Genomic DNA, 15576 nt, shown 5'->3' with positions numbered 1-15576 from the left:
GCCGCTGCCAGCCAGCTGACTGCTAGATTACAACTTTGTCAGGTTGCGCCCTGATCCCGTAACCCACGGTATAAAGCGCCTCGTGCACCGCAACCAAGAGCCGCCCATGAAATTGCTGATTGTCGAAGACCAACCGAAAACCGGCCATTACCTGCGCCAGGGCCTGGCCGAGGCCGGCTTCACCACCGAACTGGTGGCCGACGGCACCAGCGGCCAGCACCTGGCACTGACCGGCGACTATGATCTGCTAATCCTCGACGTGATGCTGCCGGGGCGCGACGGCTGGCAAATCCTGCAAGCGGTACGCAGCGCCGGCCTGGACATTCCGGTGCTGTTTCTCACCGCTCGCGACGCCGTGGAAGACCGCGTGCATGGCCTGGAGCTCGGCGCCGACGATTATCTGGTCAAACCCTTCGCCTTTTCCGAACTGCTGGCCCGGGTACGCAGCCTGCTGCGCCGCGGTAGCAGTTCGCCGCAGGAAACCGCCCTGCAACTGGCCGACTTGCGCCTGGACCTGATCCGCCGCCGCGTCGAGCGGGATGGCCAGCGCATCGACCTCACCGCCAAGGAGTTCTCCCTGCTGGAACTGCTGCTGCGCCGCCAGGGCGAAGTATTGCCAAAATCCCTGATTGCCTCACAAGTGTGGGACATGAACTTCGACAGCGACACCAACATCATCGAAGTGGCGATCCGCCGCCTGCGCCTGAAAGTCGACGACAACTTCCCCAACAAACTGATCCACACAGTACGCGGCATGGGTTATGTGCTGGAGGAGCGTGTCAATTGATCAAGCGCCTGTCCCTGGCCAGCCGCCTGGCGCTGCTGTTTGCCGCGTGCACGGCGGTGGTCTCGTTGCTCGCCGGCGTGTTGTTCAACCGCGCCAGCGAGGCGCACTTCATCGAACTGGACCAGCAACTGCTCGAAACCAGGCTGGGAGCCCTGCGCAGTACCTTGCAGGGGGTCGACACGCCGCAGCTATTCAGCCAGCGCGAAGCGCAATTGCGCACTGAACTCGATCACCAACCCGACCTGACCCTGCGCATCAGCGCTGCCGGCCAACGCTGGTTTGATGGTGCGCCGGGGGTCACGCTACCCGAATCCCCGGGCCTGCATCGCCTGCAACACGCCGGCACCGATTACCGTGTCTACAACGCGCCGCTGAGCGCCGGTCAACCGGGCTCGGCGCAACTGAGCCTGATGCTCGACATCACCCACCACCAGCACTTCCTGCAACGCATGCAGCATTTGATCTGGCTCACCGTCGGCCTTTCGGCACTCGCCACCGCACTGCTCGGCGCATGGGCGGCACGCAGTGGCTTGCGGCCACTGCGGCGCATGGGGGAAGTGGCGGCGGGCGTTTCCGCCCACTCCCTGACCCAGCGCCTGCCCCAGGAACAAATGCCGGCGGAACTGGCCGAGTTGGCCCAAGCCTTCAATGCCATGCTCGGCCGCCTGGACGACGCGTTCCAGCGCCTCTCGGCGTTCTCCGCCGACATCGCCCATGAACTGCGCACGCCGCTGTCAAACCTGCTGACCCAGACCCAGGTCATCCTCACCCAGCCACGCCCGCTAGAGGATTATCGCGAGGCCCTGCACAGCAACCTGGAAGAGCTGCAATGGATGGCGCAGCTCGTGAACGACATGTTGTATTTGGCCAAGGCGGACCACGGCTTGCTGATGCCCAGGCGCGAACCGCTGGCACTGGCGGAAGAAGTGGATGCCCTGCTGGAGTTTTTTGCGTTGCTGGCGGAAGACGCGCAGATCAGCCTGATGCGCGAAGGCACGGCCCACATCACCGGGGATCGCGGGATGCTGCGTCGGGCGCTGTCGAACCTGCTGGATAACGCGCTGCGGTTTACCCCGACAGGCGGAGAAGTGCGGGTACGGATCGAGGACGGGGTGCGGCTGACTGTCGAGAACACCGGGGAAGGCATTGCACCGCAGTTGCTACCAAAGCTGTTTGACCGCTTCTACCGGGCTGACCCGGCGCGGCGCGAGGGCAGCAGCGAGCATGCGGGGCTGGGGCTGGCGATTACCCAGTCGATTGTGCGGGCGCATGGGGGGCGGATTTTCTGTGAGTCCGGGCCGGGGTGGACCAGGTTTGTGGTTGAGCTGCCACAGCCGGATTGATGCAGGCGGTGCCGGCCGCTTCGCGAGCAAGCCCGCTCCCACATTTGAATGTATTCACAACTCAAAATGTGGGAGCGGGCTTGCTCGCGAAGACGGTCTTAAAAACTACGAGTATCTCAGGGCATGCGCCGGCTCAATCTTCGCCGCCCGATACGCCGGGTACAGCGTCGCCAAAAAGCTCAACACAAACCCTGCCGTACAAATCAGCAGCACATCGCCGCCTTGCAGCTCCGAGGGCAGGTTACTGACGAAGTACACGTCTGAGCTGAAGATATGCTGCCCCGTCACCCGCTCGACCCAGCCCACCAGCTCACTCACGTTCAGGGCCGCAATCACCCCCAGCACACCGCCAATCAACGTGCCGACGATGCCGATCACCGTGCCCTGCACCATGAAGATCGCCATGATCTGGCGTGGCGTGGCGCCGATGGTGCGCAGAATCGCGATGTCGGCGCCCTTGTCGTTCACCACCATGATCAAGGTCGCGATGATGTTGAACGCCGCCACCGCGACGATCATCAGCAGCAACAAGCCGATCATGGTCTTCTCCATCTTCATCGCGCTGAACAGGCTGCCCTGGGTGTGGGTCCAGTCATCCGCCTTGTAGGCCGCGCCCAGGCTAGCGGCAATATCGGCCGAGACTTTGGGGGCGGCGTACAGGTCCTTCACCGCCAGGCGCACGCTCTGCACCTGGTTCGGCTGCCAATGCTGGATTTCTGCCGCGTCAGCCATGTGGATCAACGCCATGGAGCCATCCAGCTCGGCGCCGACCTTGAAGATGCCGACCACATTCAAGCGCTGCATGCGCGGGGTGATGCCGCCGGGCGCGCTGCTGATTTCCGGCACGATCAGGGTCAGCTTGTCACCCACGTTCAGGCGAAAGCGCCGTGCGGTGATTTCGCCGACCACCACTCCGAACTCGCCGGGTTTCAGGTCATCCAGTTTGCCCTGCACGATGTGCTGGGCCACGATAGACACCTTGCCTTCCTGGGCCGGGTCGACGCCGCTGATTTCAATCGGCTGCATGGCGCCCTTGTAGGAGAACATGCCGTCCATTTGCGTGAACGGTACTGCGGCAGTCACCTCGGGATTCTTCATCGCAGCGGCAGCCAGCGGCTGCCAGTCGTCAATCGGGTTCACGCCGACGATGGTGGCGTGGGGCACCATGCCGAGGATGCGCGAGCTCATTTCACGCTGAAAGCCGTTCATTACCGACAACACCACGATCATCGCCAGCACGCCCAGGGCGAGGCCGATCATCGAGGTCATCGAGATAAACGAAACAAAACGGTTGCGGCGCTTGGCGCGGGTATAGCGCGTGCCGATGAAAATCGATAACGGTCTGAACATTCGCGGGCACCGTTGGAAAAATAGAAAACCCGATGTAGGACACCGGGCTTGAAACAGGTCAGATGGCGACCAGATGACCTTCCTGCAGATGCAGCACACGGTCCATCTGGCGGGCCATGCTCATGTCATGGGTCACCACCAGGAACGCGGTGCGCATCTGGGTGCTCAGTTCCAGCATCAAGTCCTTGATGCCCTGGGCGGTGTGGGAGTCGAGGTTGCCGGTCGGCTCGTCGAGCATCACCAGGCCCGGGTTGTTCACCAGGGCGCGGGCGATGGCCACGCGCTGGCGCTCACCACCGGACAGCTCGGCCGGCTTGTGCTCCAGGCGATGGCCGAGGCCGACGCGCTCCAACAAGGCTTTGGCGCGCTGGCGGGCTTCCGGGATCGCGGTCTTGCCAATCAGCAGCGGCATGCACACGTTTTCCAGGGCGGTGAACTCAGGCAGCAGGTGGTGGAACTGGTACACAAAACCGAGGGAACGGTTACGCAGTTGGCCACGAGCCTTTTCACCGAGGGCCGAGAGTTCTTCGCCGGCCAGCCAGACGCTGCCCTGGGACGGCGTATCAAGGCCGCCCAACAGGTTCAGCAGGGTGCTTTTGCCGGAGCCGGAACTGCCGACAATCGCCACGCGCTCGCCAGGATGCAGTTCCAACTGCAGGTTCGACAGCACCACCACCGACTCCGGGCCTTCCTCGTAGGACTTGCCCAGGTTGCGGCAGCTCAAGATTGCTTTTTCACTCATGCCCGATTCACTCATAACGTAAGGCCTGTGCTGGCTGGGTACGTGCCGCGCGCCAGGCTGGATACAGGGTGGCAAGGAAGCTCAATACCAACGCGGCGCCGCCCACCATCAACACGTCCTGGGCCTGCACCTGGGACGGCAAGTAATCGATGAAATAGACGTCGGCGTTGAGGAATTTGTGGCCGATCAAGGTTTCAAGGCCGGCGATGGCGGCGCTGACGTTGAGCGCGGCCAAAATCCCGACGGCGGTACCGATCAAGGTGCCGACCACGCCGATCACCGTGCCCTGCACCATGAAGATCGCCATGATCTGCCCGGGCGTGGCGCCCAGGGTGCGCAGGATGGCGATGTCGCCCTTCTTGTCGTTCACCACCATCACCAGCGTGGAGATGATGTTGAACGCGGCCACGGCGACGATCAGCAGCAACAGCAGGCCGATCATGGCTTTTTCCATGCGGATGGCCTGGTACAGGTTGCCGTGGGTACGCGTCCAGTCGCGGGCGTAGTACTGGCTTTCACCCAGGTGCTGGGCGATTTCCCACGAGGTACGCGGAGCGTCGAACAGGTCGTTGAACTTGAGACGCAGGCCCTGCACCTGATCCGGCTTCCAGCGATGCAGGCGCGCCAGATCGGTGAGGTTGGTCAAGCCGAGGTAGCCGTCGATCTCGCCGGCGCCGACGTGGAAGGTGCCGACCACGGTAAAGCGCTTCATGCGCGGGAACATGCCTGCCGGGGTCACGGTGACTTCCGGGGCGACGAAGGTCAGCTTGTCACCCAGGTTAACGCCGAGCTTGGCCGCCGCCTTGTCGCCGATCACGATGCCGAATTCACCCGGCGCCAGGTCATCGAGTTTGCCCGACAACATGAACTTGTCGATGATCGAGACGTTGCGCTCCTGGGCCGGATCGATGGCATTGAGCAGGATCTTCTGCACCTTGCCGTCATTGGTCAGCAACCCCTGCATCTGGGTAAACGGCGCGACGGCCACTACCTTGGGGTTCTGCTTGACCTTCTCGGCCAGGCTTTGCCAGTCACTGATGGGCGCGTCGCCCTCGATGGTCGCGTGGGGCACCATGCCCAGCACGCGGGTACGCATCTCATGATCGAAGCCGTTCATCACCGACAGCACCACGATCATCACGACCACGCCCAAGGCGAGCCCGATCATCGAGGTCAAGGAAATGAACGACACAAAATGATTGCGACGCTTTGCACGGGTATAACGCGTGCCGATAAATACGAAGAGAGGTCTGAACATGTCGGGGCTTGTTCGGAGGAAAAGAAGACGTCCCGGTGGCGGGGTCTGGTAAGCAGCTTTACACTCAGACCATTAACGCTAGCTGGGGTTCGCCATGTCGACATTAGATGAAGAAGAGCGCCGCGAATACTACCGTATCGACGACATGATCGCACTTCAAATCAAAAACCTGTCCGCCCCTGAAGCAGCGAGCAAGGAAGTGTTGCAGGATGAGTCACCGCTGTTCAATCTGCTCAGCGAACTGCACCTGAGCGAATTCGAAGCCCAACACCTGCTACGCCAGATCAGCGAGAAAGATCGCAGCCTGGCCGCCTTCCTCAAAGTGCAGAACAAGCGCCTGGACCTGCTCAGCCAGGTCATGGCGCAAAGCCTGCGCAGTGCGGTTGGCGAGCCGCAGCCGGTGATCATTTCCGAAGGCGGCATCGACTTCCAGCACCCCACCCCGCTCGTCCCCGGCGCACACCTGGCGGTCAAGCTGGTGCTGATGCCCCAGGCGCTCGGCCTGCTGCTGCGTGCGCGGGTGACCCATTGCGATCCCAAGGGCGCAGGTTTTGACATCGGCACCGAGTTCGAATCCATGACCGACGCCCAACGCCAACTGCTCGCCCGCTATATCCTGCAAAAACAAGCCCAGGAACGCCGACTGGCGCGGGAACAAAGCGACGCCCAAGACACCTGAATCCCTATTCACCCCGCCAGGACAGCTGGCGCAAAGGAGCAATTGTGACCCTGATTTACGGCCACCGCGGTGCCAAAGGCGAAGCACCGGAAAACACCCTGACCAGCTTTCAGGAATGCCTCAAGCACGGCGTGCGCCGTTGTGAACTGGATCTGCACCTGTCCATGGACGGCGAGTTGATGGTCATCCACGACCCTACCCTCAAGCGCACCGCCGACCGGCGCGGCAAAGTCGTCGAATACTCGGCGGCGGACCTGGTGAAGATGGACGCGCGCAAGGGCGGCCCTGGCTGGATCACGCCTTGCCCGATCCCGCGCCTGGAAGAACTGTTCGAAAAATGCGACTTCGATCACTGGCAACTGGAAGTCAAAAGCGCTTCGCGCACCCGCGCGGCCACCACCGTACTGGCAATTCGTGAGATGGCCGTACGTTTCGGCCTGATGGACAAGGTCACCGTGACCTCAAGTTCGCGGGAAGTACTGAAAGCCGCGGTAGAACTCACCCCGGATCTGTCACGCGGCCTGGTGGCCGAATACGCCTGGCTCGACCCGCTGAAGGTCGCGCAGAACTACGGCTGTGAGATTCTGGCGTTGAACTGGACGTTGTGCACCCCCGAGCGTCTGGAAAAAGCCCAGCGCCAGGGCCTGCATGTATCCGTGTGGACGGTCAACGAACCTGCGCTGATGCGCAGGCTCGCCGACTTCGGCGTAGATAGCCTGATTACAGACTTTCCCGGTTTGGCCACTGCCACCCTCGGGAATTACTGAAATCGGTCTCCCCGGCCGGCTCAGGCCACCGGCCGGAGCCGCTCAAAAAAGCCGGTTGAGACCGTCGTAGGCGGCTACCCGATAGGCTTCGGCCATGGTCGGGTAGTTGAACGTCGTGTTCACAAAATACTTGAGGGTATTCTGCTCGCCCGGCTGGTTCATGATCGCCTGGCCGATGTGCACGATCTCCGACGCCTGATAGCCGAAGCAATGCACGCCGAGGACTTCCAGGGTTTCGCGGTGGAACAGGATCTTCAGCATGCCTTGGGGCTCACCGGCGATCTGCGCACGCGCCATGCTCTTGAAGAACGCCTTGCCCACTTCGTAAGGCACCTTGGCCTTGGTCAGTTCGTGCTCGTTCTTGCCGATCGAGCTGATCTCGGGAATCGTGTAGATCCCGGTCGGCACGTCGTTCACATAACGCCAGCTGCCATTGTCGACGATGCTGCCAGCGGCCGAACGGCCCTGGTCATGCGCGGCACTGGCCAGGCTTGGCCAGCCGATCACGTCACCGGCGCCGTAGATGTTCGGCACGCAGGTGCGGTAGTTCTCGTCCACCTCGATCTGGCCACGGCTGTTGACCTTGACCCCGATGTTTTCCATGCCCAGCTTGTCGGTGTTGCCGGTACGGCCGTTGCACCACAGCAAGGCGTCGGCCTTGATCTTCTTGCCGGACTTGAGGTGCAGGATCACGCCGTTGTCCAGGCCTTCGACGCGCTCGTACTCTTCATTGTGGCGCACGGTGATGTTGTTGTTGCTGAAGTGGTAGCTCAACGCCTGGGAAATTTCCGAGTCGAGGAAGCTCAGCAACTGGTCGCGGTTGTCCACCAGCTCCACCAGCACACCCAGGCCGCTGAAGATCGAGGCGTATTCACAGCCGATCACGCCGGCGCCGTAGATGATCAGTTTGCGCGGGGTGTGGCCCAGGCTCAGGATGGTGTCGCTATCGTAGATACGCGGGTGGTGGAAATCGATGTCCGCCGGACGATACGGGCGCGAACCCGTGGCGATGATGATGTGCTTGGCCACCAGCTTTTCGACCACGCCATTGGAGCAGACCACTTCGATGGTTTGCTCGTCGGCGAAACTGCCGGTACCGAAGAACAGGTCGACACGGTTGCGCGCGTAGTAGCCAGTGCGCGAGGCGACCTGCTTGGAGATGACTTTCTCGGCGCTTTTCAGCACGTCCGGGAACGAGAACCAGCGCGGCTCACCAATGGCCCGGAACATCGGGTTGGTGTTGAACTGCATGATCTGGCGTACGGAGTGACGCAACGCCTTGGACGGGATGGTACCCAGGTGGGTGCAGTTACCGCCGACCTGGCGACGGCTATCGACCATCGCCACCTTGCGCCCTGCCTTCGCGGCGTTCATCGCCGCACCTTCTCCAGCCGGGCCGGAACCCAGTACCACCACGTCGTAGTTGTAGACAGCCATGCGTACTCCTCAGAACAGGCCAGGCGTACGGTTGGACGCCGGGCTAAATCATGCCGCGGCCAGCGGTCATGAAGGACAATTTGGCTCAAGTGTGTGAACCGGGGCACAGTCTATATAAGGCTCAACGCCGCGCACATTAACCCTTGGTCGCGTCGTAGGCCAGTCTTGCCTTTACTACAGGCTGCCGATTACGGTTTCAGCGCCGTCAGTTGCTCGAATGCCTTGTTACTGCGCGTGACGAAACCTTCGCCCTCACGCAGCACAAAAAACGCCGCGATCTGCTGTTGTTCGGCGTAGTTCCACGCCTGTTCAGGCCCAAGCACCAACAGCAACGTCGACAACCCATCGGCCATCAGCGCCGACGGATGCAACACCGTCACCGACGCCAGTCGATGCCTGACCGGCGCACCACTGCGCGCATCCAGCGTGTGGGAATAACGCTGTCCATCCTGCTGGAAATAATTGCGATAGTCACCTGAAGTGGACACACCAAAGCCATCCACGGCGATGATTCTTTCGGCGACCCGTTGATCGTCACGCGGCTCTTCCAGGGCGATGCGCCAGGGTGTGCCGTCCGGTTTGCGCCCGGCAGCCTTGAGTTCGCCCGTCGCTTCGGCGAGGTAGCGGTGGATGCCCTGCCCGGCCAACAACTCGGCGATGCGATCCACTGCGTAACCGGCGGCGATGCTGTTGAAGTCGACCTCGACGGCGGCGTCCTTGCACAACTGTGCGCCATTGATGCGCAGGTGCTGGTGGCCAACCCGCTGGCGGACCTGCGCCAGCGTCGCCGCGTCCGGCACCTTCAGCTCACGCGCCTGGGGGCCGAAGCCCCACAGGTTGAGCAACGGCTCGACCGTCAGGTCAAACGCGCCGTCACTGGCCAGGGACAACTGCTCCCCGGTGCGCACCAACTGCAGGATCGGCTCGGGCATGGGCTGGCAACTGTGCGCCGGCAGGGCGTTAAAGCGCTCGATGTCCGAATCGCTGCGGTAGGTCGACATTTGCCGGTCAACCTCATCCAAGAGATTTTCCACTTGGCGTTGAAGCTCTTTCGGCGCCGGAGTATGGGCCGTTCTGACGTACTGGACCGAATACGTACTGCCCATGGTCGGGCCTTCAAAGTGCTCCAGCGTCTCGCCACCGCATCCCGCCAGCAGGGCAAGCATCCCCATCATCACCACTTGTCGCAGATCACCCATAAATCCAGTCGCCATCGCAAATTGAATTAACCTGTAGGCACGCACCCTTTCAGGACTGGCCATTATGCGGCATGCGCTTTTTTGTCTATTGCTGATGTTGGCGCCCACAGCCCAAGCCAATGAGGCAGATCGTCTCAGGCAAGCGGATTTTCCGGTGCAGGCGCATGCGCTGACCCTGAAAAACCAGACCGTGCTCACCTACCTCTGGGCCGATGTGTACGCAGCCGCCCTGTACGCCCCGCCTGACACCAGCGCGAAGCTCGCCTGGCATCAGCAACAGGACCTGCGTCTTGAGCTGTATTACTACCGCGACATTGATCGCAGCGATGTGATCAAGGCGGCCAATAGCACGCTGGAGCGCCAGCAAGCCGACGCGCGCTTGAAGCCCGCAGTGGCCCGGCTGCACGCCCACTTTCGCGACATCCGCCGGGGCGATCGGTATGCGCTGGATTATCGAACAGCGCGCGGCTTGAATCTGGAGATCAATGGCCAGGTGGTGTTCAGCAGTCGCGACCGTGAACTGGCGAAGGCTTACCTGGGAATCTGGCTGGCGCCCAAGGGGTTGTCAGAGGGGCTGTTGGACTGAAACTGATCGGTTGGCTGAGCTGACGCCTTCGCGGGCAAGCCCGCTCCCACATTTGGAATGCAACGCCCTGTGGGAGCGGGCTTGCCCGCGATGAGGCGCTCACAACCAGCACAAACCCCTCAGCCACAAAAAAGCCCCGAACCAGTCGGGGCTTTTTCATTCAGCGCTGATGCTTAGCGCGGGAACGCAGGCGGGTTGACCCCGGCCATGTCTTCCATCACGCGAACCACCTGGCAGCTGTAGCCAAACTCGTTGTCGTACCACACGTACAGGACAACACGGTTGTCCTGGGTGATGGTCGCTTCAGCGTCCACCACACCGGCGTGGCGCGAGCCAACGAAGTCGGTGGAGACCACTTCCTGGGAATTGACGAAGTCGATTTGCTTATGCAGATCGGAGTGCAGCGCCATGAAGCGCAGGTACTCGTTCATCTCTTCGCGGGTAGCGGCTTTCTCAAGGTTCAGGTTGAGAATGGCCATCGACACGTTAGGCGTCGGAACGCGGATCGCGTTACCGGTCAGCTTGCCGGCCAGTTCAGGCAGGGCCTTGGCGGCGGCAGTGGCAGCACCGGTCTCGGTGATGACCATGTTCAACGCGGCGCTGCGGCCACGGCGATCGCCCTTGTGGAAGTTGTCGATCAGGTTCTGGTCGTTGGTGTAAGAGTGAACTGTCTCAACGTGACCGTTGACGATGCCGAACTTGTCATTCACCGCCTTGAGCACCGGCACAATGGCGTTGGTGGTGCAGGAAGCGGCGGACACGATCTTGTCGTCAGCGGTGATTTCACCGTGGTTGATGCCGTGAACGATGTTCTTCAGCTTGCCCTTGCCCGGAGCGGTCAGGACAACGCGGTCGATACCCGGGCAGGCCAGGTGCTGGCCCAGGCCTTCGGCGTCACGCCACACACCGGTGTTGTCCACCAGCAGCGCGTCTTTGATGCCGTACTGGGTGTAGTCCACCTCAGTCGGGTTCTTCGCGTAGATCACCTGGATCAGGTTACCGTTGGCGGTGATGGTGTTGTTTTCTTCGTCGATGGTGATCGTGCCGTTGAACGGACCGTGCACCGAATCACGACGCAAGAGGCTTGCGCGCTTGGTCAGGTCGTTGTCGGCGCCTTTACGCACCACGATGGCACGCAGGCGCAGGCCGTCGCCACCACCGGTTTTTTCGATCAGGATGCGCGCCAGCAGGCGGCCGATACGACCGAAGCCGTACAGCACAACGTCGGTGCCTTTGCGGGCAGCGGCGTTTTGCTGACCCACCACATCGGCCAATTCTTCACGCACGAACTGCTCGGCGGTACGCCCGGCGCCTTCCTTGCGGAATTTGTAGGCCAGCTTGCCCAGGTCTACCGAAGCCGCGCCGAGCTTGAGCTCGCTCATGGCTTTAAGCAGCGGGAATGTTTCGTGGACGGAGAGTTCGCTGTCGTCGGCGGAGCGATGGCGCGCAAAGCGGTGAGCTTTGAGAATCGCGATGACAGACTGGTTGATCAGGCTGCGGCCATAGATCGAGCTCACCACATTGTTATTGCGGTACAGCTGGCCGATAAGCGGAATCATCGCTTCTGCGAGTGCTTCACGGTCGATCCATTCACCAAGACACTGGTCGGGCTTCTGAGTCACGGGAACCTTCCACATGTAGGGGCAGAAAAAAGGGGCTACATTATGCCGCCCGACCGCCCTCGGAGCAATGCGCGCAACCCAACAAAAAGTGCTTGCGAAAAACAGGCACCGCGCTGGAGCCCAGTAAACACGCGGGTTTCAGAAGGCCATCAGTTGAGCGCGGCACGCGACTTGTCCGTAACCCTCCGAAAACCTGAGCAGTTTTGGCACTACATATTGAGTCAAAACCCGCCATTGTTTGTCTTAGCCACTACATTTCCTACAAACCGTAATAGGCGCAGTCAGCAACTGACAGACGGCGCCTTGCCCCGTTACAATTACCGACTTTGTCGCAACGCTTGGAGCTCAACCTTCCGTGCCCGTCCTGCGTCTACCGCTTCTCCCTGCTGCGGCAGGCAAACAGCACTGGGGCAACCTGCCCGGTGCCGCCCTGAGCCTGGCCATCGCCGAGGCTGCCAGCGCAGCCAAGCGCTTTACCCTGCTGCTCACCGCCGACAGCCAAAGCGCCGAACGGCTGGAGCAGGAGCTGAGCTTCTTCGCCCCCGATTTGCCGGTGCTGCATTTTCCCGACTGGGAAACCCTGCCCTACGACCTGTTCTCGCCGCACCAGGACATCATCTCCCAGCGCATCGCCAGCCTGTACCGCCTGCCGGAACTGGCCCACGGCGTGCTGGTGGTGCCGATCACCACCGCCCTGCACCGCCTGGCGCCGACCAAGTTCCTGTTGGGCAGCAGCCTGGTGCTGGATGTCGGCCAGAAGCTCGATGTAGAGCAGATGCGCACGCGCCTGGAAGCCAGCGGCTACCGCTGCGTGGACACGGTGTACGAGCACGGTGAGTTCGCCGTACGTGGCGCGCTGATCGACCTGTTTCCGATGGGCAGCAAGTTGCCGTATCGCATCGACCTGTTCGATGACGAAATCGAGACCCTGCGCACCTTCGATCCGGAAAACCAGCGCTCCATCGATAAAGTCGATTCGATCAAGTTGCTGCCCGCGCGGGAATTCCCGTTGCAAAAGGATGCGGTCACCCGCTTCAAGGCGCGCTTCCGTGAACGCTTCGACGTCGACTTCCGCCGCTGCCCGATCTTCCAGGACTTGAGCAGCGGGATTACACCCGCTGGTATCGAGTACTACCTGCCGCTGTTCTTCGACGAAACCTCCACCCTGTTCGATTACCTGCCCCAGGACACCCAGGTGTTCTCCCTGCCAGGCATCGAGCAAGCGGCGGAAAACTTCTGGAACGACGTGCGCAACCGCTACGAAGAACGCCGCGTCGATCCGTCCCGGCCTTTATTGCCGCCCGCCGAGTTGTTCCTGCCGGTGGAAGACTGCTTCGCCCGCCTGAAAAACTGGCCGCGCGTGGTCGCCAGCCAACAGGACGTGGACGCTGGCAGTGGCCGCGAGCGCTTTCCCGCGCAGGCGCTGCCCAACCTGGCGATTGAAGCCAAGGCCAACCAGCCACTGGAAGCGCTGTCCAACTTCCTCGGCGATTTCCCTGGCCGCGTGCTGTTTACCGCCGAATCCGCCGGCCGCCGTGAAGTGCTGCTGGAACTGCTCGAACGCCTGAAACTGCGACCGAAAACCGTCGACAGCTGGCCGGATTTCGTCAAAGGCAAAGACCGCCTGGCGATTACCATCGCGCCGCTGGATGAAGGCCTGCTGCTGGACGACCCGGCCCTGGCACTGATCGCCGAAAGCCCGCTGTTCGGCCAACGCGTGATGCAGCGCCGCCGTCGTGAAAAACGCGCCGACGCCAACAACGACGCGGTAATCAAGAACCTCACCGAACTGCGCGAAGGCGCGCCGGTGGTGCATATCGACCACGGTGTCGGGCGTTATCTCGGCCTGCAAACCCTGGAGATCGACAACCAGGCCGCAGAATTCCTCACCATGGAATACGCCGAGGGCGCCAAGCTCTACGTGCCGGTGGCCAACCTGCACCTGATCGCGCGCTACACCGGCAGCGACGACGCGCTGGCACCGTTGCACCGCCTGGGCTCCGAGACCTGGCAGAAAGCCAAGCGCAAGGCCGCCGAACAGGTGCGCGACGTGGCCGCCGAGTTGCTCGACATTTATGCCCGCCGCGCCGCCCGCGAAGGCTATGCGTTCGCCGACCCGAAAGCCGACTACGCCACCTTCAGCGCCGGCTTCCCCTTCGAAGAAACCCCAGACCAGCAAACCACCATCGAAGCGGTGCGTGCCGACATGCTCGCACCCAAGCCGATGGACCGCCTGGTCTGCGGCGACGTGGGCTTCGGCAAGACCGAAGTGGCCATGCGCGCCGCCTTCATTGCGGTACACGGCGGCCGCCAGGTGGCGATCCTGGTGCCCACCACCCTGCTCGCCCAACAGCACTACAACAGCTTTCGCGACCGCTTCGCCGACTGGCCGGTAACCGTGGAAGTGATGAGCCGCTTCAAGTCGGCCAAGGAAGTGAATGCCGCCGTCGCCGATTTGGCCGAAGGCAAGATCGACATCGTGATCGGCACCCACAAGCTGCTGTCGGACGATGTGAAAATCAAGAACCTGGGCCTGGTGATCATCGACGAAGAGCACCGCTTTGGTGTGCGCCAGAAAGAACAGCTCAAGGCCCTGCGCAGCGAAGTCGACATCCTCACCCTCACCGCCACGCCGATTCCGCGCACGCTGAACATGGCGGTGTCGGGCATGCGCGATCTGTCGATCATCGCCACGCCGCCGGCGCGCCGCCTGTCGGTGCGCACCTTTGTGATGGAGCAGAACAAAAGCACGGTCAAGGAAGCGCTGCTGCGTGAACTGCTGCGCGGCGGGCAGGTGTATTACCTGCACAACGACGTGAAGACCATCGAGAAATGCGCCGCCGACCTCGCCGAGCTGGTGCCGGAGGCGCGTATCGCCATCGGCCATGGGCAGATGCGCGAACGTGAACTCGAACAGGTGATGAGCGACTTCTACCACAAGCGCTTCAACGTGCTGATCGCCTCGACCATCATCGAGACCGGCATCGACGTACCGAGCGCCAACACCATCATCATCGAGCGGGCCGACAAGTTCGGCCTGGCGCAACTGCACCAACTGCGTGGCCGGGTCGGGCGCAGCCACCACCAGGCGTACGCCTACTTGCTGACGCCGCCGCGCCAACAGATCACCTCCGACGCGGAAAAGCGCCTGGAGGCCATCGCCAACACCCAGGACCTGGGCGCTGGTTTTGTACTGGCCACCAACGACCTGGAAATCCGTGGCGCCGGCGAACTGTTGGGCGACGGCCAGAGCGGGCAGATCCAGGCGGTGGGTTTCACGCTGTATATGGAGATGCTCGAACGCGCGGTGAAAGCCATCCGCAAGGGCGAACAACCCAACCTCGATCAGCCGCTGGGCGGTGGTCCGGAGATCAACCTGCGCTTGCCGGCGTTGATTCCCGAGGACTACCTGCCCGATGTGCATGCGCGACTGATCCTGTACAAGCGCATCGCTTCGGCTACCGACGAAGAAGGCCTCAAGGACCTGCAAGTGGAGATGATCGACCGCTTCGGCCTGCTGCCGGAACCGACCAAGAACCTCGTGCGCCTGACCCTGCTCAAATTGCAGGCCGAGCAACTGGGGATCAAGAAGGTCGACGCCGGGCCGCAAGGCGGGCGTATCGAGTTTGAAGCGCAGACGCCGGTGGACCCACTGGTGCTGATCAAACTGATCCAGGGCCAGCCCAACCGCTACAAGTTCGAAGGGGCTACGCTGTTCAAGTTCATGGTGCCAATGGAGCGCGCCGAAGAACGCTTTAATACCCTGGAGGCGCTGTTTGAGCGCCTCATCCCGAAATCTGTTTGAA

Annotated in this window: 12 protein-coding genes; 6 read left to right on the top strand and 6 right to left on the bottom strand. The window is 61.9% G+C overall.

Annotated elements, in window-relative coordinates; all coding sequences use genetic code 11:
• Positions 1 to 106: 106 nt before the first annotated feature.
• Together AC3ISR_RS08145 and AC3ISR_RS08140 are read left to right on the top strand one after the other, a co-directional pair.
• A complete protein-coding gene (locus AC3ISR_RS08145; RefSeq protein WP_226455324.1) occupies positions 107 to 787 on the top strand; it encodes a heavy metal response regulator transcription factor in 681 nt (226 codons plus the stop codon).
• The gene (locus AC3ISR_RS08140) at positions 784 to 2130 is read left to right on the top strand and encodes a heavy metal sensor histidine kinase (RefSeq protein WP_192298639.1); all 1347 of its coding nucleotides are present in this window, start codon (positions 784 to 786) and stop codon (positions 2128 to 2130) included. Before AC3ISR_RS08145 ends, AC3ISR_RS08140 begins: the two co-directional genes overlap by 4 nt.
• A gap of 105 nt (positions 2131 to 2235) precedes the next feature.
• On the opposite strand, the gene AC3ISR_RS08135 is transcribed toward AC3ISR_RS08140, so the two are convergent.
• The 3 genes from AC3ISR_RS08135 to AC3ISR_RS08125 are packed head-to-tail and all read right to left on the bottom strand — an operon-like array spanning position 2236 to position 5480.
• Complete coding sequence (locus AC3ISR_RS08135; RefSeq protein ID WP_192298638.1) at positions 2236 to 3480, bottom strand: lipoprotein-releasing ABC transporter permease subunit; 1245 nt, start codon at positions 3478 to 3480, stop codon at positions 2236 to 2238.
• Between the two features lie 58 nt (positions 3481 to 3538).
• Positions 3539 to 4222, bottom strand: a complete 684-nt coding sequence (lolD, locus tag AC3ISR_RS08130; RefSeq protein ID WP_017477213.1) for a lipoprotein-releasing ABC transporter ATP-binding protein LolD — start codon at positions 4220 to 4222, stop codon at positions 3539 to 3541.
• A 7-nt stretch (positions 4223 to 4229) separates the two neighbouring features.
• Positions 4230 to 5480 (bottom strand): lipoprotein-releasing ABC transporter permease subunit, encoded by a 1251-nt coding sequence (locus AC3ISR_RS08125; RefSeq protein WP_463984368.1) that lies wholly within the window; start codon positions 5478 to 5480, stop codon positions 4230 to 4232.
• A 94-nt stretch (positions 5481 to 5574) separates the two neighbouring features.
• On the opposite strand from AC3ISR_RS08125, the gene AC3ISR_RS08120 reads away from it, so the two are divergent.
• Positions 5575 to 6159, top strand: a complete 585-nt coding sequence (locus AC3ISR_RS08120; RefSeq protein WP_192298636.1) for a PilZ domain-containing protein — start codon at positions 5575 to 5577, stop codon at positions 6157 to 6159.
• A gap of 44 nt (positions 6160 to 6203) precedes the next feature.
• Entirely contained in the window at positions 6204 to 6926 is a 723-nt protein-coding gene (locus tag AC3ISR_RS08115; RefSeq protein ID WP_192298635.1) for a glycerophosphodiester phosphodiesterase, read from the top strand.
• 42 nt (positions 6927 to 6968) lie between these two features.
• Here AC3ISR_RS08115 and sthA read toward each other — a convergent pair whose 3' ends face one another.
• Positions 6969 to 8363 (bottom strand): Si-specific NAD(P)(+) transhydrogenase, encoded by a 1395-nt coding sequence (gene sthA / locus AC3ISR_RS08110; RefSeq protein ID WP_017526644.1) that lies wholly within the window; start codon positions 8361 to 8363, stop codon positions 6969 to 6971.
• A gap of 188 nt (positions 8364 to 8551) precedes the next feature.
• Positions 8552 to 9562 (bottom strand): FAD:protein FMN transferase, encoded by a 1011-nt coding sequence (locus AC3ISR_RS08105; protein ID WP_225595458.1) that lies wholly within the window; start codon positions 9560 to 9562, stop codon positions 8552 to 8554.
• 64 nt (positions 9563 to 9626) lie between these two features.
• On the opposite strand from AC3ISR_RS08105, the gene AC3ISR_RS08100 reads away from it, so the two are divergent.
• Positions 9627 to 10148 carry a chalcone isomerase family protein gene (locus tag AC3ISR_RS08100; protein WP_463984370.1) on the top strand — a complete coding sequence of 174 codons (522 nt, stop codon included), beginning with the start codon at positions 9627 to 9629 and terminating at the stop codon, positions 10146 to 10148.
• 173 nt (positions 10149 to 10321) lie between these two features.
• On the opposite strand, the gene AC3ISR_RS08095 is transcribed toward AC3ISR_RS08100, so the two are convergent.
• Positions 10322 to 11785, bottom strand: a complete 1464-nt coding sequence (locus AC3ISR_RS08095) for a glyceraldehyde-3-phosphate dehydrogenase (RefSeq protein WP_192298633.1) — start codon at positions 11783 to 11785, stop codon at positions 10322 to 10324.
• A 340-nt stretch (positions 11786 to 12125) separates the two neighbouring features.
• Here AC3ISR_RS08095 and mfd point away from each other — a divergent pair, with 340 nt between their 5' ends.
• Entirely contained in the window at positions 12126 to 15575 is a 3450-nt protein-coding gene (mfd, locus tag AC3ISR_RS08090; protein WP_192298632.1) for a transcription-repair coupling factor, read from the top strand.
• The last annotated feature ends 1 nt before the right edge of the window (position 15576 follow it).

The organism is Pseudomonas sp. GL_117, assembly GCF_057835125.1.
The sequence above is the reverse complement of the archived record's forward strand: the minus strand, read 5'-3'. Positions and strand labels throughout refer to the sequence as shown.

What these genes read in the sequence shown, in the direction of transcription:
- AC3ISR_RS08145 (WP_226455324.1), top strand. Translation starts at nt 107, where the DNA reads ATGAAATTGCTGATTGTCGAAGACCAACCGAAAACCGGCCATTACCTG.
- AC3ISR_RS08135 (WP_192298638.1), bottom strand. Translation starts at nt 3,480, where the DNA reads ATGTTCAGACCGTTATCGATTTTCATCGGCACGCGCTATACCCGCGCC.
- lolD (WP_017477213.1), bottom strand. Translation starts at nt 4,222, where the DNA reads ATGAGTGAAAAAGCAATCTTGAGCTGCCGCAACCTGGGCAAGTCCTAC.
- AC3ISR_RS08125 (WP_463984368.1), bottom strand. Translation starts at nt 5,480, where the DNA reads ATGTTCAGACCTCTCTTCGTATTTATCGGCACGCGTTATACCCGTGCA.
- AC3ISR_RS08120 (WP_192298636.1), top strand. Translation starts at nt 5,575, where the DNA reads ATGTCGACATTAGATGAAGAAGAGCGCCGCGAATACTACCGTATCGAC.
- sthA (WP_017526644.1), bottom strand. Translation starts at nt 8,363, where the DNA reads ATGGCTGTCTACAACTACGACGTGGTGGTACTGGGTTCCGGCCCGGCT.
- AC3ISR_RS08105 (WP_225595458.1), bottom strand. Translation starts at nt 9,562, where the DNA reads ATGGGTGATCTGCGACAAGTGGTGATGATGGGGATGCTTGCCCTGCTG.
- AC3ISR_RS08100 (WP_463984370.1), top strand. Translation starts at nt 9,627, where the DNA reads ATGCGGCATGCGCTTTTTTGTCTATTGCTGATGTTGGCGCCCACAGCC.
- AC3ISR_RS08095 (WP_192298633.1), bottom strand. Translation starts at nt 11,785, where the DNA reads ATGTGGAAGGTTCCCGTGACTCAGAAGCCCGACCAGTGTCTTGGTGAA.